We start from the raw sequence: 17,960 nt of genomic DNA on the forward strand, positions 1-17,960 counted from the left end.
GGAATGAAGCTTTAATGGGAATAGGAGAAAGGATTAAATTATGGAGGTGGAAATATGAGCACATTTAAGGCATTGGTCGTGGATAAAAACGAGCAGGGAGAAGTTACAAAGGAAGCACGCACGCTGGAGGAAGGGGATCTGCCTGAAGGCGACGTCACCATCGATGTACACTATTCAAGCATCAATTATAAAGACGGCATGGCGGCAGCATCTGGAAGCCAGATTGCGCAGGGGTACCCACTTGTGCCGGGCATCGACCTCGCCGGTACTGTGGCTTCATCCAGTGATTCAAGATATCAGCAGGGAGATGAGGTACTCGTCACAGGCTATGAATTAGGAGTCGCCCACCACGGCGGCTATGCGGAAAAAGCAAGAGTGCCTGCTGATTGGGTAGTCCGGCTTCCGGAAGGAATGACGCCGAGAGAAGCAATGATTTTTGGCACTGCCGGATTTACAGCGGGCTTATCAGTCGTTCGCCTTGAGGAAGAGGGAGTTACCCCGGACCAGGGCGAAATCGTCGTGACTGGCGCTACCGGTGGTGTCGGTAGTATGGCAGTAGCTATGCTGCATTCGCTCGGATATGAGGTGGCAGCTGTCACGGGAAACGCCGAAGCCCATGATTACCTCCGGGATATCGGTGCTTCGCGCATTCTCTCCCGCGAAGATGTGAATCCCGATAAACGGAAGCCGCTCGGGAAAGCAACGTGGGCCGGAGCTGTAGATCCCGTTGGGGGAGAAACGCTTGCCTACCTGCTGAGTACAATGAAATATCACGGTACTGCAGCTGTCAGCGGCCTTACCGGAGGGACAGATGTTCCCACGACAGTTCATCCGTTCATTCTCCGCGGAATAAATCTGGCCGGAATTGATTCTGTTTACTGTCCGTCAGAAAAAAGACAATATGTATGGAATCGCCTCGCCAGCGACCTGAAAGTTCAATCGCTTCTTGACGCAATCGCCAGCGAGACTACATTGGATCACTTGGCAGAAGATCTTGACGCTATATTGGAAAGCCGCATTCAGGGCCGTCGCATCGTGGCTCTGAAATAACAGCCCTCATGCCCTCCACCTGGAAACGTAAGGATTACCTGTTTCAAAAAAGCGCCACGGATAATGACGGGCTTCACCGCTCCCGGAAATGCCAACTCGTGGACCGTTTTCCACTGCAGGTTCAGATTCCTTTGGAGACAAATAGAGTGGTGGCTGGTCAAGTTCATGGCCGTAATAGCTCATATCAATACCAAGCGCTTTCGTTAGTTTGCCGGGGCCGTTTGTCTGCTGAATTCCGCGGGCGCGGTGCCGGCGTTTTTGAATGAGTTCAAGGCCTGTTACGGGCTCTATAGCACGGATAAGCACGGCTTCGGGGGAATCTTCCACTCCGCTGACGATGTTTAAAAGCGCGTGGGTATGCATAGTATACATATAGACGTGGCCCGGCGAAAAAAACATGACATTTGTCCGTTTGGTTCTGCGGTAATTATAGCTGTGCGCTGCACGGTCTACCGGTCCTATATAGGCTTCCGTTTCAACGATTCTGCCAGCTGCAGGGCCCTCCGGCGTTTCATGTACAAGCACGCAGCCGATCAGCGCTCTGGAAAGCTCGAGGGTCGGTTTTTCATAAAAGCTTTTTGGAACAACAGAATAAAGTGTCATTGGGAAAGAATCCTTTCTTTTGGTGTATACGAAAAGGAATATATTGATTATGATAGAAATATAATGTATATGCTTTTACATAGCAATCAGCAAGCGTTTTTTAGTGTACCAAATCCCGGGTCATAGTAAAAATATTAAGGCAGGAGATGGAAGAGGTGCTCATATGGGTATAGCGGTCACGGTTATTATAGCTTTAATTATTATTGGAGCAGTCATTTTAATTCAGCGCGATCAGTATTTAAAGAAAGTCCGGCAGTATGACAGAAAGATGGAAGAAGAAATCGAAGGAAAAAGCTCGCAGTATCGCGAGGATATTCAGGCGATACGTGGTAAATACGAAGAAGAAAAAGGGAAACTGACAGATTACATCTATCACCTGGAGAAAATTTCCCGGGAACCGGAAGAGATGAAAACACATGAACTGCTTCGAAGCATTAAAAATGATCTTGTCGAAGCAAATAAAATCGCCGTAGATGAAATGTTGATTTCCGGACACGTATACGTGCCGCTCGATGAACGGTCAGAGCTTTCCACCCGCCAGGTGGACCACGTTGTTTTGACGACCCGGGGGCTGTATGTGCTTGAGACGCAGAAATGGAAAGGCCATATTATTCACGGGGTCAGTAAGCACAATGCCGGAACGCTTGATTTTGTGCTTGATACGCTGTATCCCGATCTCGAAGAAGATGTGGAAACGACGATGGTTTTTCAAAATACGAGCCGGGGGCACGTTCGTTCAGGAACGTTCGAGGTGCACGACAGTCCAATAGAGCATGCGAAAGCGACAGCTTCGATTACGGAAAACTTTCTGCGCAGGGAAAAGCACAATCCGGGAGAAGTCACGCCGATTATTTTTTTCGGCCATTCGAACACGCAGGATGACCGGTTTGTCCAGGACGTTTCGGTGGATGCTTTCACCCACCGGTTCACGACAGAGGCAGCACTGCGGGCCTTCTTTCATGAACAGTTTTCCCAGAACGAGCCCCTGTATTCCCAGGAGCAGTTGTATCAGATGGAACGCTCTATCATTACAACGAATTACGTCTCCTAAAATGCTTTCAGGCAAGAAACGCCGCAGCCAATCGCTGCGGCATTTTTTTGTGCCAAAATACGGCTGCACCTCTCCATTCCTAAAGGAAATTTAAAGATTTTCCGCTTTTGAAAACAGTAAACTTTTTCTTATGTTAAGCTACTTTTGACATGCTTAAATAGTATATAATGGAAAATAGATAATAATGGTTAGAAGGGATATTATTATGGCGAATCAATATCAGGAAACCTTTATTGCAAATATTAAAAAACAGCACGAATACTTAGAGCAAAAACAATATGAAGATTTTAAAGAAATGTACAGATGGCTTCATACAATTAAAGGCACCGGAGCCACGCTGGGCCTGGGCCAGGTGGCTGAAACAGCAGAGGAAGCGATGTGGAGGCTCAATGCTGGCACTCCGGCAGAAACCCGGAGTGCCTATGCAGAAAAAATTATGAACATGCTGGAAGAGGGAGAGCGTGCAGATAAATTCACCATTTCCTATTATGCTTTAGAGGAAGAATCTTCATTTGTGCTTCTCGGCCATACGTCTCTGCACGTTTTGTATGAGGTGAAAGAGCAGCTTGAAGCGCTTGGGCATCATGTGCTGCTTGCCTCTGACCGCAGGAAGCTGGTGGAGAAAATCGAAGAGTACCATCCCGAAATGATTCTTCTCTCTGAGGCTTTAGCCATGCGGGGGCGCCGGACCATTATTAAGCGCATTAAAGATGCAGCGAGAGATGAGCTGCTGCCTGTCGTCGTATTTTGTAACGGCGGAATAGACACAGAGAGAGCAGATCAGTTTTATAAAGACGGGGCTGCTTTTGTGATCAAGCCCCCTTATTCCACGATGGAAATGGTGCAGGTTATTCACCGCCATCTGGAATGGCAGGCGCCGATGAAAGAAGCGTTAACGGTAGATGAGCTCACGGGGGCCTATAACCGGAAAATGCTCGAAATGGAGGAAAGTCGTCTGTGGGCGGAGTTTAAACGGAGCGGTAAACCTTTCTCTATAGCATTAACGGACCTTGACCATTTCAAGCAGATCAATGACAGCTACGGCCACGAGGAAGGCGATCAGGTGCTCAAATGGTTTGTCAGCCATATGCTTTCCCGGAAGCGCCCGAGTGATCATTTGATCCGCCTGGGCGGGGACGAGTTTTTGTTTATTTTTCAGCAGACGTTTGCGGAAGAAACAGAAAAGATAATGAAGCGGCTTCAGCAATCCTTTGCGGAATTTGTATCAGCCCGGCGCCTGCCGTACCGGCTCGGATTTACAGCTGGTATGTCTACAGCGACTACTGTGCACGCTTCCTTGCAGGAGCTGATCAATGAAGCAGATGCAGCGATGCTCGAAGCAAAAGGCTCCGGCCGGAATGCAGTCGTTTCCTATTCGGGAGAAACGACCATGGATCTTCCTTACATAAACGTATTTATTATCGATGATGACGAAGCAATGGCTTCCTTTGTCGCCGATCAGTTTCATCAGTTAAATGTTGCGAGGTACCGGGTACGGACAACATATTTTTCCTCTGGCGAAGCATTTTTTGAAAAAGAAAATTACGAACGCGGGCAGCGCTATTTTGTTGTGCTGGACGTTACCATGCCTGGGATGGATGGATTTGCAGTGCTTGAGAAGCTTCGGGGAAAATATCCGTCGAGTAACATGATTGTATTAATGCTCACAGGCAATCGGAACGAAGAGGATATCGTTCATGCGCTGGAACTTGGAGCGGATGATTATTTAATGAAGCCATTTCGAAAAGAAGAACTGGTCGCACGCGCGAAACGATTGATACAGCGGGTGCTGTGAACTGGGAAAGGCGGGGGAAATGTATAAAATACTAGTAGCCGACGATGCGGAAGTACTTCGCATGCTCATCGTAGATACTTTAGAGGACGAAGAAGAATACATGATCGACGAAGCGGCAGATGGAAGGGACGCATATGAAAAAGCGAGTGCTGCTTCCTATGATCTTTTAATTATCGATAATATGATGCCGGAGTATAACGGAGTGGAAGTAGTCTCCATGCTTCGGGAAGACGGTAGGCTTGAAAATATGAAAACGCTGATGATTACAGCGAAAACCCAGGACAAAGATAAAGAGGAAGCAAGAAAAGCAGGTGTGATGGAATTTGTATCCAAGCCGTTTAGCCCGGCTCTGCTAATTACGATCGTGGAGGAAATGCTCGATGCGTAACTACATAAAAAGCCGGCTTCACCGAAGATTCAGTATCATCTTTCTACTCGTGCTCGTGCTTGCCGCTGCTGGAGGCATTGGGCAGCATATCTATATGAGTGCGAATCAGCAGGGACTCCAGAATGAATCGAGGCAGTGGCGGGAAACACAGAACGTTCTGGCAGATCTGGAGTTTTATACCCAGCAGATTATTATCGCAGGTCGCGGCTACCTTGCTTTCGGAGACGGAAGTGAACTGGATGACACTGAACGGAACCTTAGTGCTGCACGGGCTCAGCTCGAGGAATACCGGAGCCTGGGCAAAGCGGATACCGATCTGGTGGCTCAGACAGAAGAATTTTTGAACGATTATAAAAACGAATGGCTGCCTCAGCTGACTGAAGCAGTGGAAGCCGGAAGCACCACGATTGAGAATCGCGAGCAGATAAGCTCTCAGGCCGGAGCCCTCATTAACAGCTTATCGAGCGGCCACGATCAGGCTGAGGCTGCACGAATGAACGTAAATGACCGGTATTTTGAATTGAACGAGAATTCGAATCTTGCCTACCTTCTGTATTTGATTGGCATGTTGAGTGCGCTTGGCGTTATTGTATGGCTGCTTCTGCGAAAAACTACCGGTCCGCTATGGGAGATGAAAAATGCTGCTGCCAAAGTGGGGAGTGGTGAAGAGATAGCAATTTCCGACAATCACCGCAGTGATGAGATAGGAGAATTGAGCCGTTCCTTTAATGCGATGGCATCGAGTATTCAGCAAAACCAAAACGCGATTATGGATCGAAACGAAGAGCTGGTCGTTCAGCAGAACGAGCTTCAGGAGCAGCAGGAATACCTGCGGACATTAAACGAACTGAACGAAACGTTCAGCGGTTCGATGGGCAAGCAGGTGCTGATGGAGCAGCTGCTTGCAAAAATGTACGATCTTTTTCATTTTGACAAAGGAATGGTTGCAGCTTTGGAACCGTCCTGGCAGGCTGCCTGGTACGGAATGAGTGAAGAGGAAAAACAGCATTTCGAGACCCATTCCGCCGATAGTCCGTTTGCTTTAATCGAAAACACGAAAAAGGCCCATGTAATTGAGCGGAAATCATACGGAGGAGAAGAAGGGCTGAGTACCAAAGAAACGACAGTATATGAAATGTATCTGCCGGTGTTCAGCAGCAAGCAGGAAATGATCGGAGCGGCGGTATTTACTAGGACCGGAAAGAATTTTTCTGGGCGGGAGCGTGAGACCATGCAAGGAATTCTCCGCCAGGCCTCTATTTCCTTCGGGCGTATTCTGTTGTTTGAGAAAACAGAAAAGGAGCGCTTTTTGTATCAGCGTATTATCGACAGCGTCGATGAAGGTATTCAGTATATTGATGAAAGCGGAACGCTGGAGCATGCGAATCATTGGACGTGGAGCATGATCGGAGCCGGGGCGCAGAATGAGGCTCAGGCGCTGCCGTTTGGGGAATGGACCTCTGAATGGCTGAAGCAGATCGATGAAGACTGCCGGGAAAAAGTAGAGAATTATTTCCAGGCGTTTATCGATAATGGAACAGGACCGGATTTCAGCATCGAGTACAAAATTACAACAGACAGCTCCGTGCATGTGTACGAGCTGTATGGACGTAATGTACAAATGGAATCTGAAGAAAAGGGAACAATCTTTGTGCACCGCAACCGGACGAAAGAATTCGAGCTTGACCAGATGAAATCAGATCTTGTCAGCACGGTGAGCCACGAACTTAGGACTCCGCTTTCGAGCATTTTAGGCTTCGCCGAGCTGCTGCTCGTTAAAGATTTGAAGCCGGCCCGCCAAAAAAAGTATATAGAAACCATTCACCGGGAAGGGGGAAGGCTGACTTCATTAATAAATGATTTCCTGGACCTGCAGCGGATGGAAGCGGGACGACAGGAATATGAGATGGAAGAAGTTGATCTCAGCAGCCTGATGCTTGAAGTGGTGGATACATTTGAACCCAACCAGCCGGAGCACACGTTTGTAGTAAAAGACCGGCTGCAGTATGGACGTATCCATGCAGACAAAGGTAAAATCGTGCAGGGCGTTACTAATATTATTGGCAACGCGGTAAAGTTTTCTCCAGAGGGCGGGGAAGTGAAAATTGAGCTTGCCAATGAGCAAAATATGGTTCGTGTGAAAATTTCCGACGAAGGCCTTGGAATACCGGAAAAAGAACTTCCGCATCTTTTTAGTAAGTTTCATCGTATAAATGATGAAGATCGGCGGAAAATACGGGGTACCGGCCTGGGCCTTGCAGTAACAAAACAAATTGTAGAAGACCACAAGGGGCGGATAGAGGTTGCTTCGACGGAAGGGGAAGGCAGCAGCTTCTGCTTATTCTTCCCGCTGGCAGGAGTGGAATTTGATATGGAAGAACTGCCGGAAGGAAGTGAGCTGCACTCGGTGTTGATACTCGAAGACGACCGAAGCCTTGGGATGCTTCTTTCAGAAGAGCTTCGTCATGCCAGGTATGAAGTGGTGCACTACTTTAATCCTTACAAAGCGCTGGAGGCGCTAAAGCGGGGGCTGAGGCCGGAAGTTTTTGTGGTGGACCTGATGCTTGGAGAAGAGATGGACGGATGGAAGTTTATTGAACGGTTGAAATCGTTCCGACATACTGAAGATGTGCCGATTATTGTTTCCTCGGCCCTTCACGAGGATAAAGAACGAATGGCCCGTATGGATGTGCGGCATTACCTGACCAAGCCGTATCCGCCCAATAGTTTGTCCCAGCAGGTGCGCCGCATCATTGAGCAGACTGATAACCATGGCGAAGTATACGTTCCTGATTTTAATGAAGTGTAACGTTTTTTCCGTTGTGTTAGGCTGAGAGAAAAGAAGGAGTGATGATGCTTTGGGTAACGAGGGATTCAGCAGGCAGCGTCTGCTTCAGACAGTTGAGGAAAGCAGGGGCTTTCCCTCAATCGATCCCGAAGTTCTGGCCGCCCGCCTGGCAGAAATGGCAGCGGTCGGCTGGACGGAAGAAGGCGGTATTACGCGTTATGTTTATACAGAGGATGAACAGAAAGCAAAAAATCTTTTCCGTTCCTGGATGGAAGAAGCTGGGCTGAGTATAAGAGAAGACGGCGTGGGTAACATCTACGGCCTGTGGGAGTCAGCCCGGGCCGGAGCTCCAATTATCCTTACCGGTTCCCATTTAGACACTGTGAAAAACGGAGGTGCTTTTGATGGAGCCCTCGGGTGCGTATCGAGCCTGATGGCTGTAGAAGCGTTGAAAAAAGAAGGCGCTGAGCTGGATTGTTCCGTAGAGATTGCCGTCTTTGTAGATGAAGAGGGCGCACGCTTTGGAAGCGGCCTGCTCGGAAGCCGGGCAGCCGTTGGCGATATATCGAAGGATGCCTTTTTTCAAATGCGTGATGATGAAGGAATTACAGCAGCGGAAGCAATGAAGCTGATGGATTATTCGCCGAACAAGCTCGAAAATAATATTTACCCGCGCGAACGTCTGCGGGCGTATTTGGAACTGCATGTTGAACAGGGGAAACAGCTCGAACAACAGGAAGCCAGCATCGGAGTGGTTGAAGGAATTGCGGGACCCTCCTGGCTTGAGGTTCATTTTTTCGGGGAAACAGATCATGCCGGCAATACTCCGATGAACATCCGGAAAGACGCAGCAGCCGCGGCTGCAGAATTTATTCTTTATTTAGAGCAGCTTCCGGCCATGCACAGCGACACGGCTGTAGCAACAGTAGGGAGGCTCTCTTTGGAACCGAATGGTTCAAACGTGATCGCCGGCGAAGCCCGGCTGACAGCCGACATCCGGGATCTTGATGAGGGCGTTCGGGATCAGATGATCACCCAGGCACGAAGCGAAGCTGAAAGAATAGCAAAACGCCGCGGGATTACTGTCTCTCATGAAGTGGCTTTCAGAGTAAAACCAGTACCGGTGCCTGAGTGGATCCGGCGTTCAATTGAGGATGCTTCCCAAAATATTGGTCTTGCTACCGAATCGCTCGTATCGGGAGCCAGCCACGATGCTATGATGTTTGGTGCTTACGTGCCGTTTGGCCTTCTGTTTGTGCCGAGCTTTGAAGGTAAAAGTCACACGCCGGAAGAATTTACCGAATTAAAGGATTGTGTAAACGGGGTGGCTGTTTTAAAAGAGACCATACGAAAGATAGGCACAGGGAAATAACGATAAATAGACGAATGAAGCGGAAAACGGTATTCTGCTTCATTCGTTTTTTTTAGAAAAAACCTGTTATAATTAAAATGTTGAAGTAAAGTAATAAGGAGTAGCGAACTGAATGGCAAAAAATAAACAAACTTTTTATGTAGAGGAAGAAGAAACCGTAGAAGAATGCCTCGCCCGGATTACTGCCGAAGGTTTTATGCCGGTACGCCGGATGGAAAAGCCCGTATTTGAAGAACGTACCATTAATGGAGAGGTGCAGTATGTGCCGGTAAGGCAGGAAATCAGCTTTGAAGCAAAAAGGAAATAAACGAACGATTATGCTTTGTTGTTTCTGATTGTTCGATTTTTGATTGACAGATAATATAACAACTTGTTAAGCTAAAACACGTAAGCTAGAAAAGCAGAACGATGACAATCCTCATATACTTTCGGGAATAAGGCTCGAGCGTCTCTACCCGGCAACCGTAAATTGCTGGACTATGAGGAGAATGATCAAACGAAGCCTTTGTCTGAAATAGTAGAAGCTTCGGCTTGAATTTTTCTTCTATAGTAGAGCTTATACGTTCACGAGACCTTCCCCGGCGTGTGGAGGACTATCCTTTTTAAGGGTGGATCCGGCACCGGGGCTTCTTTATGTCAAAAAGTACGTGAGGAAAAGTAAAGGAGTGGCGCAAGTGGAACCTCAGGTAGGAGTAGTTATGGGCAGTACGTCCGACTGGGAAACAATGCAGAAGGCATGCGGGGTGCTCGACGAGCTCGGAGTACCGTATGAAAAAAAAATCGTATCTGCTCACCGGACGCCGGACTATATGTTTGAATACGCGGCAGCAGCAAGAGGGCGTGGCTTAAAAGCGATCATCGCAGGGGCCGGCGGAGCAGCTCATCTGCCAGGGATGCTGGCGGCAAAAACGACTCTTCCAGTCATTGGGGTGCCAGTCCAGTCCAAAGCTTTGAGCGGATGGGACTCGCTTTTATCCATCGCCCAGATGCCCGGCGGCGTGCCGGTAGCGACCGTAGCAATTGGAACGTCCGGGGCAACAAATGCGGGGCTGCTTGCCGCCCAGATGATTGCAGCCTTTGACGAAAAGCTGGCAGATAAACTCGGTCAGCGTAGAGAACAAATGCGTAAGCAGGTCATGCAGTCAGGAGATGAACTATGGAACGAATAATGAAGCCAGGACAGACAATCGGAATACTTGGAGGCGGACAGCTCGGACGGATGATGGCGTTTGCGGCTAAGCCGATGGGCTACCGGGTTGCCGTGCTTGAACCAAAAACAGGCTCCCCTGCCGGTCAGGTGGCAGATGTTGAAATTGAAGCTTCTTACGACAATCGTGCAGGAGCGGACAGAATGGCAGAAGCGTGTGACGTATTAACTTATGAGTTTGAAAATATTGACGCAGAAACAGCCAGACATCTGGAAAACATCCTTTATCTTCCGCAGGGAAGCTATCTCCTTCATACGGCGCAGCACCGCCTGCGCGAAAAACATGCTATTGAAGCAGCGAATATTAAAGTAGCCCCGTATCACCAGGTTACCTCCCGCGAGGAGCTTGCGGCAGCGGTAGAGCAGATCGGCGTGCCCAGCGTATTAAAAACATGCCGCGGCGGCTACGATGGTAAAGGCCAGGTAGTGTTAAAAGCAGCAGAGGAAGCAGAAGCGGCGTTTGAAACTCTTGGCGGAACCGATGGCAAAGAGCTAGTACTCGAGGCATGGATCCCGTTTCAAAAAGAAATTTCCTGCATTGTCACCCGGAGCGTACACGGCGAGACCGGCGTGTTTCCAGTCGGAGAAAACATCCATGTTAATAACGTGCTGCACCAGACCATTGTACCGGCACGAATCTCGCGGTTCGTGAACGAAGAGGCGATCCGTATCGCCCATCGGCTTGCCGAGCATGTGGATCTTATTGGCACCCTTGCAGTGGAAATGTTTGTTACAGATGATGAAACGGTGTATGTAAACGAAGTGGCGCCGCGACCGCACAATTCAGGCCATTATACGATTGAAGCCTGTGAAACCTCCCAGTTTGAACAGCACATCCGTGCCATCTGCGGTCTTCCACTTGGCCCTGCCGGACTGAAGCAGCCAGTGGTGATGACCAATATTCTCGGTGAACATGTCGAAGCAGTGACCACGCATATGGAAGAGTGGAGCAAGGACCATGTGCATCTGTACGGCAAGGATGAAGCCAAGCCTGGCCGGAAGATGGGGCACTGGACAGTGCTGAGGGAAAATCTTCAGGATGCGCTCGACCGGTCCACAGACGTATGGAAGCAGTACATAGAGAAATAATTATTAAAGAGAAGAGTGGAGGAACCTGACTATGATCGATCGTTACACACGCCCGGAAATGGGAGCCGTCTGGACTGAGGAGAACCGCTTCAACGCCTGGCTGGAGGTCGAAATCTGTGCCTGCGAAGCCTGGTCGGAGCTTGGGGATATTCCAAAGGAAGATGTGGAAAAAATACGGGACAACGCTTCGTTTAATATCGAACGGATCCAGGAGATTGAAGAGGAAACACGCCATGACGTTGTGGCGTTTACACGGGCGGTGTCAGAGACGCTCGGCGATGAGCGCAAATGGGTTCATTACGGCCTGACCTCGACTGATGTGGTGGATACAGCTCTTTCTTATTTAATTAAGCAGGCCAATGATATTTTGCGGGCCGATTTGGAACGCTTTCTCGAAATTTTAAAAAACAAGGCAAAAGAGCATAAGCATACGATCATGATGGGGCGCACCCACGGAGTGCACGCAGAGCCAACCACCTTCGGCATCAAACTCGCTCTCTGGTATCAGGAAATGAAGCGCAATATCGAGCGCTTTGACGCAGCGGCCGAGGGCATCCGCGTTGGGAAGCTCTCGGGAGCAGTGGGCACATTTGCCAACATTCCGCCGGCTATCGAGGAATCGGTTTGCCGGAAGCTTGGCCTTCAGGCGGCGCCGGTATCGACGCAGACGCTGCAGCGGGATCGTCATGCAGATTACATGAGTACGCTCGCGTTAATTGCTACTTCGATCGAAAAAATGGCCGTCGAAATCCGCAGCCTTCAAAAAAGTGAAACCCGGGAAGTGGAAGAATTTTTTGCCAAAGGACAGAAGGGCTCCTCGGCGATGCCGCATAAGCGCAACCCAATCGGATCAGAGAATATGACTGGACTGGCCCGGGTGATCCGCGGCCATATGCTGACCGCTTATGAAAATGTGCCGCTCTGGCATGAACGTGATATTTCCCACTCTTCGGCCGAACGGATTATTATTCCAGACGCGACTACGGCACTTAACTACATGCTGAACCGTTTTGGCAATATCGTGAAGAACCTGACAGTGTTTGAAGACAACATGAAAGCAAATATGGACAAAACGCTCGGCCTTGTCTTCTCCCAGCGCGTGCTGCTTACGCTGATCAACAAAGGCATGGTCCGCGAGGAAGCGTACGACACTGTACAGCCTAAAGCGATGGAAGCATGGGAAAAAGGCATTCCATTCCGGGAGCTTGTAGAAAATGAACCGGCCATTACGAATGTGCTAAGCAGTGAAGAAATTGAGGAATGCTTTGACCACCGCCATCACATGAAGGAAGTCAATACAATCTTCGCCCGTGCCGGTATCGAATAACAAGGGATAGTCCAAAGGAGGAGCCTGCAATGGAAAAACGCGCTCTATTGTATGAAGGAAAGGCCAAAAAATTGTATGAAACAGACGTAGAAAATACGCTCTGGGTAGAGTACAAAGATGATGCGACAGCGTTTAATGGAGAGAAAAAAGAAGTGCTGGTCGGCAAAGGCAAGTTAAACAACGAAATATCCTCCCTGTTGTTTCAAAAGCTGCATGAAGAAGGCATAAACAATCACTTCGTAGACCGGCTCTCCGAAACGGAGCAGGCGGTTAAAAAAACAACGATCGTTCCGCTCGAAGTTGTAGTGCGAAATATTGTCGCCGGCAGCCTCCACCGTCGCACCGGCATTGAGGAAGGCACGGAAGTGGACCGGCCAGTAGTGGAATTCTATTATAAAGATGACGAGCTTGGGGACCCTTTAATCAATGATGATCATATCCGGCTGCTGCAGGCTGCTTCTCCGGTGCAGGTGAAGGACATGAAGCAGGTGGCCGAGCATGTGAATGAAACGCTCAAAAAGCATTTTTCCGACCACGGTCTGCTTTTGGTGGACTTCAAAATTGAATTTGGCACGACAGAAGACGGGAAGCTGCTGCTGTCTGATGAAATTTCCCCGGACACGTGCCGGCTGTGGGATAAAGAAACCCGGCAGAAATTTGACAAAGATCTATTTCGTTACGGCATTGGTTCTCTGCAGGAAGGCTACACCGAAATATTACAGCGATTAGGAGGAGCTGCACATGGTTAATGTTCAAGTGTATGTGACATTAAAAGAGGGAGTGCTTGATCCGCAGGGAAGTACGATTGAAAACGCTCTGCAGACGATGGGGTACCATGAAGTGGCATCTGTGCAGACCGGCAAATATATTGGACTTGAAATAGAGGAAGGAAACGACCTTGAAGCCCGGATCGAAGAAATGTGTGAAAAGCTTCTGTCCAACCCTGTGATTGAAGATTATACGTATACGATTGGAAAGGGCGTGTCCTGATGAAGTTCGCGGTTATCGTGTTTCCAGGCTCCAACTGTGACGATGATATGTACTACGCAATCCAGGAAGGTCTCGGGGAACCGGTAGATAAAGTCTGGTACACCGAAGAAAGCGTTGCGGACTATGACGGTATTCTTCTTCCCGGCGGGTTTTCCTACGGAGACTATCTGCGTTCTGGTGCAATTGCCCGTTTTGCCCCGGTCATGGCTAGCGTCGTGGAGCAGGCGGAAAAAGGAAAACCGGTTCTTGGCGTGTGCAATGGCTTCCAGGTGCTGCTTGAAGCCGGCCTGCTTCCGGGAGCGATGCAGCGGAACCGATCGCTGAAGTTTATCTGCCGTCCGGCCCGTCTGGTGGTGGCAAATCATGAGACCGGCTTCACCTCCGAATATGAAGGGGAGGAGAGAATTACGATCCCGGTAGCCCACGGTGAAGGAAACTACTACTGTGACGATGAGACCCTGAGGGATCTGCAGACCAACAGCCAGATTGTGTTCACCTACGAGGACAATTTTAACGGCTCCAAAGAAGCGATTGCCGGCATTGTAAACAAGCAGGGCAACGTGATGGGCATGATGCCGCACCCGGAACGCGCAACCGATCAGATTCTTGGCAGTGACGACGGATTGAAAATCTTTCAGTCAATATTGAAGCAATGGAGGAAATCCCATGTCCTTACTACTTGAGCCTTCTGCAGAACAGATTGAACAGGGAAAAGTTTATCAGGAAATGGGCGTTAAAGACGAAGAATTCGAAATGATTAAAAAAATTCTCGGGCGCCTGCCAAACTATACAGAAATCGGCCTGTTTTCGGTCATGTGGTCGGAGCACTGCAGCTATAAGCATTCAAAAGCCCAATTGAAAAAGTTTCCGACAGAGGGAGAGCATGTGCTGCAGGGCCCCGGCGAAGGGGCCGGCATTATCGATATCGGCGACGAGCAGGCCGTGGTCTTCAAAATGGAAAGCCACAACCATCCGTCAGCGATTGAGCCTTACCAGGGCGCAGCTACCGGCGTCGGCGGCATTCTCCGGGACGTGTTCTCGATGGGGGCCCGTCCGGTCGCTATTATGAATTCACTTCGTTTCGGGGAGCTGGTCAAGCCGCGGGTGAAGTATTTATTTGAAGAGGTTGTTGCCGGGATTGCCGGATACGGTAACTGCATCGGCGTGCCGACGGTCGGAGGCGAAGTGCAGTTTGATCCGAGCTACGAGGGTAACCCGCTCGTTAACGCTATGTGCGTCGGGCTTATTGATCACAAGGATATCCAAAAAGGTATTGCCAGCGGAGCTGGAAACACAGTGATTTACGTTGGGGCAAGCACCGGTAAAGACGGTATCCACGGGGCTACTTTTGCTTCGGAAGAAATCAGCGACGAATCGGAAAGCAAGCGTCCATCCGTACAGGTGGGGGACCCGTTTATGGAAAAGCTGCTGCTTGAAGCATGCCTTGAACTCGTGAAGTGTGACTCGCTCGTGGGGATTCAGGACATGGGAGCTGCAGGGCTGACTTCTTCTTCAGCAGAAATGGCCAGTAAAGCAGGATCGGGCATCGAGATGAACCTCGATACGGTGCCGCAGCGGGAACTTAACATGAGTCCGTATGAAATGATGCTTTCCGAGTCCCAGGAGCGGATGCTTCTGGTCGTTAAGCAGGGAGAAGAAAAGGAAATTCACGACATCTGCAGTCATTGGGGGCTTCATTCAGCGGAGATCGGGCGTGTAATCGATGAACAGCGGCTTGTACTCTGGCACGGCGGGGAGAAAGTAGCGGACGTGCCCGTAGATGCGCTCGCGGAAGACGCACCGGTGTACCATCCTGAGTCCAGGGAGCCGGAAGCGTTCCGCAAACGGCAGGAGCAAAAGGCGTGGCGGCCGGATGTGAGTGATGCGAAAGAAACGCTCACGGCTCTGTTAAAGCAGCCGACTATAGCGAGCAAGGAATGGGTGTATGACCAGTACGATTACATGGTCCGTACCAACACAGCTGTTCAGCCTGGCTCTGATGCGGCGGTGCTCCGGGTGCGTGGCAAAGACAAAGCGCTCGCGATGACGACCGACTGCAACGCGCGCTACCTCGGGCTTGACCCGGAACAGGGCGGCAAAATTGTCATCGCAGAAGCTTCACGGAACATTATCTGCTCAGGCGGCCTGCCACTCGGCCTGACGGACTGCCTGAACTATGGGAATCCGGAAAAACCAGAGATCTACTGGCAGTTTGAAAAGTCGATTGATGGTATAACTGAGGCGTGTAAAACTCTTGAAACTCCGGTCATTGGCGGAAACGTTTCGCTTTATAATGAAACGCAGAATGGCGCAATTTACCCAACGCCGGTCGTTGGCATGGTCGGCTTGATTAAAGAGCTTGCCCACATCACGACTCAGGAATTTAAGCAGGCGGGAGATGCCGTATACATTATCGGTGAAGCAGGAGAAGACTTCGGCGGCAGTGAGATCCAGGAAATGCAGACCGGATCGATTGACGGACGGGCCCCGGAGCTTGACCTTGAAACGGAACTCCACAGGCAGCGCAGCGTGCTGGAAGCTATTCAAAAGGGTCTGGTTCAGTCAGCACATGACGTATCCGAAGGCGGACTTGCTGTGGCGGTGGCGGAGAGCACGTTTGGCACCGGCCTTGGTGCTGAGATAGTAATCAACGGAAACGTTATGGAGGAATTGTTTGCAGAAACGCAGTCCCGCTATGTAATTTCCGTAGCGAGAGAGAATCAGGAAGCCTTCGAACAAATAGTAACAGACGCCAGGTATGCCGGCAGCGTGACAGAAGAAGCGACATTGCATTTATCTAAAGAATCGGGAGAGACGATTCTTCAAGCTTCTGCCAAGGAGTTGGAGAACGCCTGGAAAGGAGCTATTCCATGCTTGGTGAAATCAAAGGCTTAAATGAAGAATGCGGCGTGTTTGCTGTCTGGGGCCACGAGGAGGCAGCACAGCTTGCTTACTACGGGCTGCACAGTTTGCAGCACCGCGGTCAGGAAGGGGCAGGCATTGTCGTCAGTGACGGCGATAAACTGTCGAGCCACAAAGGACTCGGTCTGATTACGGAAGCCTTTAAAGAAGGAGATCTCGAACAGCTGCAGGGAAGCTCGGCCATTGGCCACGTACGCTACGCGACGGCAGGCGGAGGCGGCCTTGTGAACTGCCAGCCGCTGCTTTTCCAGTCGCAGACGACAGGACTTGCAGTTGCGCATAATGGAAATCTCGTGAATGCAAACCATGTGAAAGAGGAGCTCGAAAGGAAAGGGAGTATTTTCCAGTCGACCTCTGACACTGAAGTGCTCGCCCACTTGATTAAGCGAAGCGATGAAACCCGCTTTGAAGATCAGTTGAAGGATGCCTTGTCCTACATTGAGGGTGCGTATGCCTTTGCGGTAATGACCGAGGACAAGCTGCTGTGTGCTATGGATCCGAACGGCCTGCGCCCGCTTGCGATAGGGACAATCGGCGATACGTACGTGGTAGCCTCGGAAACATGCGCGTTCGATGTAATTGGAGCTGAATACCTGAGGGATATGCAGCCGGGAGAAATTATAAGCATCGATGACTCAGGCATGCATTCGGAATTGTTTTCCACCGCTACTTCCCGGGCGATCTGCAGCCTGGAGTATGTTTATTTTGCCCGCCCGGACTCCAACGTGGACAATATTAACGTGCATACGGCGAGAAAAAACCTCGGCAAAGAAATGGCCAAAGAAGCGCCGGTGGAAGCAGATGTCGTGACCGGTGTGCCGGATTCTTCGATTTCTGCGGCTATTGGCTACGCCGAAGCTACCGGCACGCCGTATGAGCTCGGCTTGATTAAAAATCGGTACGTGGGCCGGACCTTTATCCAGCCGTCGCAGGCGCTGCGTGAGCAGGGAGTGAAAATGAAGCTGTCCGCTGTACGCGGAGTCGTTGAAGGCAAACGGGTCGTTATGGTGGACGATTCGATTGTCCGGGGGACGACCAGTAAACGGATTGTCCGGATGCTGAAAGAAGCAGGAGCGACGGAAGTGCATGTACGCATTACTTCACCGCCGATTACGCATCCGTGCTTTTACGGAATAGATACGTCAACAAAAGCAGAATTGATCGCCTCGAATTACACTGTTGATGAAATGCGCGATTTAATGGGAGCGGATTCGCTTTCATTCATCAGCATCGAAGGCCTGCAAAACGGGATCGGCCGGGATAAGAGCGAGCCGAACTGCGGCCAGTGTCTTGCGTGCTTTACCGGCAAATATCCAACAGAGATTTACGACGATACGCTTCATCCGCACGACAAAATTATGAATGGTTGATAAAGGAG

16 protein-coding genes and 1 riboswitch are annotated in these 17,960 nt (G+C 50.0%); of the genes, 15 read left to right on the forward strand and 1 reads right to left on the reverse strand.

Annotated features, from left to right (window positions below):
* Positions 1-54: 54 nt before the first annotated feature.
* Complete coding sequence (locus B5066_RS01545) at positions 55-1,050, forward strand: acrylyl-CoA reductase family protein (RefSeq protein WP_079474203.1); 996 nt, start codon at positions 55-57, stop codon at positions 1,048-1,050.
* A 6-nt stretch (positions 1,051-1,056) separates the two neighbouring features.
* Here B5066_RS01545 and B5066_RS01550 read toward each other — a convergent pair whose 3' ends face one another.
* On the reverse strand, positions 1,057-1,653 hold the full coding sequence (locus B5066_RS01550) for a DNA-3-methyladenine glycosylase (protein WP_079474204.1): 597 nt from the start codon (positions 1,651-1,653) through the stop codon (positions 1,057-1,059).
* A 163-nt stretch (positions 1,654-1,816) separates the two neighbouring features.
* Here B5066_RS01550 and B5066_RS01555 point away from each other — a divergent pair, with 163 nt between their 5' ends.
* The 14 genes from B5066_RS01555 (at position 1,817) to purF (ending at position 17,952) form a co-directional block, all read left to right on the forward strand.
* The gene (locus B5066_RS01555; RefSeq protein WP_079474205.1) at positions 1,817-2,704 is read left to right on the forward strand and encodes a nuclease-related domain-containing protein; all 888 of its coding nucleotides are present in this window, start codon (positions 1,817-1,819) and stop codon (positions 2,702-2,704) included.
* 205 nt (positions 2,705-2,909) lie between these two features.
* Positions 2,910-4,499 carry a diguanylate cyclase gene (locus B5066_RS01560; RefSeq protein WP_179124007.1) on the forward strand — a complete coding sequence of 530 codons (1,590 nt, stop codon included), beginning with the start codon at positions 2,910-2,912 and terminating at the stop codon, positions 4,497-4,499.
* Between the two features lie 19 nt (positions 4,500-4,518).
* Positions 4,519-4,887 carry a response regulator gene (locus tag B5066_RS01565; protein WP_079474207.1) on the forward strand — a complete coding sequence of 123 codons (369 nt, stop codon included), beginning with the start codon at positions 4,519-4,521 and terminating at the stop codon, positions 4,885-4,887.
* A complete protein-coding gene (locus B5066_RS01570) occupies positions 4,880-7,696 on the forward strand; it encodes an ATP-binding protein (protein WP_079474208.1) in 2,817 nt (938 codons plus the stop codon). Before B5066_RS01565 ends, B5066_RS01570 begins: the two co-directional genes overlap by 8 nt.
* 49 nt (positions 7,697-7,745) lie before the next feature.
* Complete coding sequence (locus tag B5066_RS01575; RefSeq protein ID WP_233133366.1) at positions 7,746-9,047, forward strand: Zn-dependent hydrolase; 1,302 nt, start codon at positions 7,746-7,748, stop codon at positions 9,045-9,047.
* Positions 9,048-9,159: 112 nt separating this feature from the next.
* Positions 9,160-9,354, forward strand: a complete 195-nt coding sequence (locus tag B5066_RS01580) for an NETI motif-containing protein (RefSeq protein WP_079474209.1) — start codon at positions 9,160-9,162, stop codon at positions 9,352-9,354.
* A gap of 91 nt (positions 9,355-9,445) precedes the next feature.
* Positions 9,446-9,547, forward strand: a riboswitch (purine riboswitch).
* Positions 9,548-9,721: 174 nt separating this feature from the next.
* A complete protein-coding gene (gene purE / locus B5066_RS01585; RefSeq protein WP_079474362.1) occupies positions 9,722-10,216 on the forward strand; it encodes a 5-(carboxyamino)imidazole ribonucleotide mutase in 495 nt (164 codons plus the stop codon).
* Positions 10,204-11,343, forward strand: coding sequence for a 5-(carboxyamino)imidazole ribonucleotide synthase (purK, locus tag B5066_RS01590; protein ID WP_079474210.1), 1,140 nt, complete (start codon positions 10,204-10,206; stop codon positions 11,341-11,343). Before purE ends, purK begins: the two co-directional genes overlap by 13 nt.
* A gap of 31 nt (positions 11,344-11,374) precedes the next feature.
* On the forward strand, positions 11,375-12,670 hold the full coding sequence (gene purB, locus B5066_RS01595; RefSeq protein WP_079474211.1) for an adenylosuccinate lyase: 1,296 nt from the start codon (positions 11,375-11,377) through the stop codon (positions 12,668-12,670).
* Positions 12,671-12,699: 29 nt separating this feature from the next.
* Entirely contained in the window at positions 12,700-13,419 is a 720-nt protein-coding gene (purC, locus tag B5066_RS01600; protein ID WP_079474212.1) for a phosphoribosylaminoimidazolesuccinocarboxamide synthase, read from the forward strand.
* The gene (gene purS, locus B5066_RS01605; RefSeq protein ID WP_079474213.1) at positions 13,412-13,660 is read left to right on the forward strand and encodes a phosphoribosylformylglycinamidine synthase subunit PurS; all 249 of its coding nucleotides are present in this window, start codon (positions 13,412-13,414) and stop codon (positions 13,658-13,660) included. The genes purC and purS overlap by 8 nt, the downstream gene beginning before the upstream one ends.
* Positions 13,660-14,343, forward strand: a complete 684-nt coding sequence (gene purQ / locus B5066_RS01610) for a phosphoribosylformylglycinamidine synthase subunit PurQ (protein ID WP_079474214.1) — start codon at positions 13,660-13,662, stop codon at positions 14,341-14,343. Before purS ends, purQ begins: the two co-directional genes overlap by 1 nt.
* A complete protein-coding gene (gene purL / locus B5066_RS01615; RefSeq protein ID WP_079474215.1) occupies positions 14,327-16,555 on the forward strand; it encodes a phosphoribosylformylglycinamidine synthase subunit PurL in 2,229 nt (742 codons plus the stop codon). The genes purQ and purL overlap by 17 nt, the downstream gene beginning before the upstream one ends.
* Complete coding sequence (gene purF, locus B5066_RS01620) at positions 16,531-17,952, forward strand: amidophosphoribosyltransferase (protein WP_079474216.1); 1,422 nt, start codon at positions 16,531-16,533, stop codon at positions 17,950-17,952. Before purL ends, purF begins: the two co-directional genes overlap by 25 nt.
* Positions 17,953-17,960 lie beyond the last annotated feature (8 nt).

Source organism: Marinococcus halophilus (assembly GCF_900166605.1).
GTDB lineage: Bacteria > Bacillota > Bacilli > Bacillales > Marinococcaceae > Marinococcus > Marinococcus halophilus.

Bases quoted from the DNA above. Each gene is read 5' to 3' on its own strand.
- B5066_RS01545 (WP_079474203.1), top strand. From the start codon at position 55: ATGAGCACATTTAAGGCATTGGTCGTGGATAAAAACGAGCAGGGAGAA.
- B5066_RS01550 (WP_079474204.1), bottom strand. From the start codon at position 1,653: ATGACACTTTATTCTGTTGTTCCAAAAAGCTTTTATGAAAAACCGACC.
- B5066_RS01555 (WP_079474205.1), top strand. From the start codon at position 1,817: ATGGGTATAGCGGTCACGGTTATTATAGCTTTAATTATTATTGGAGCA.
- B5066_RS01560 (WP_179124007.1), top strand. From the start codon at position 2,910: ATGGCGAATCAATATCAGGAAACCTTTATTGCAAATATTAAAAAACAG.
- B5066_RS01565 (WP_079474207.1), top strand. From the start codon at position 4,519: ATGTATAAAATACTAGTAGCCGACGATGCGGAAGTACTTCGCATGCTC.
- B5066_RS01570 (WP_079474208.1), top strand. From the start codon at position 4,880: ATGCGTAACTACATAAAAAGCCGGCTTCACCGAAGATTCAGTATCATC.
- B5066_RS01580 (WP_079474209.1), top strand. From the start codon at position 9,160: ATGGCAAAAAATAAACAAACTTTTTATGTAGAGGAAGAAGAAACCGTA.
- purK (WP_079474210.1), top strand. From the start codon at position 10,204: ATGGAACGAATAATGAAGCCAGGACAGACAATCGGAATACTTGGAGGC.
- purB (WP_079474211.1), top strand. From the start codon at position 11,375: ATGATCGATCGTTACACACGCCCGGAAATGGGAGCCGTCTGGACTGAG.
- purC (WP_079474212.1), top strand. From the start codon at position 12,700: ATGGAAAAACGCGCTCTATTGTATGAAGGAAAGGCCAAAAAATTGTAT.
- purS (WP_079474213.1), top strand. From the start codon at position 13,412: ATGGTTAATGTTCAAGTGTATGTGACATTAAAAGAGGGAGTGCTTGAT.
- purQ (WP_079474214.1), top strand. From the start codon at position 13,660: ATGAAGTTCGCGGTTATCGTGTTTCCAGGCTCCAACTGTGACGATGAT.
- purL (WP_079474215.1), top strand. From the start codon at position 14,327: ATGTCCTTACTACTTGAGCCTTCTGCAGAACAGATTGAACAGGGAAAA.
- purF (WP_079474216.1), top strand. From the start codon at position 16,531: ATGCTTGGTGAAATCAAAGGCTTAAATGAAGAATGCGGCGTGTTTGCT.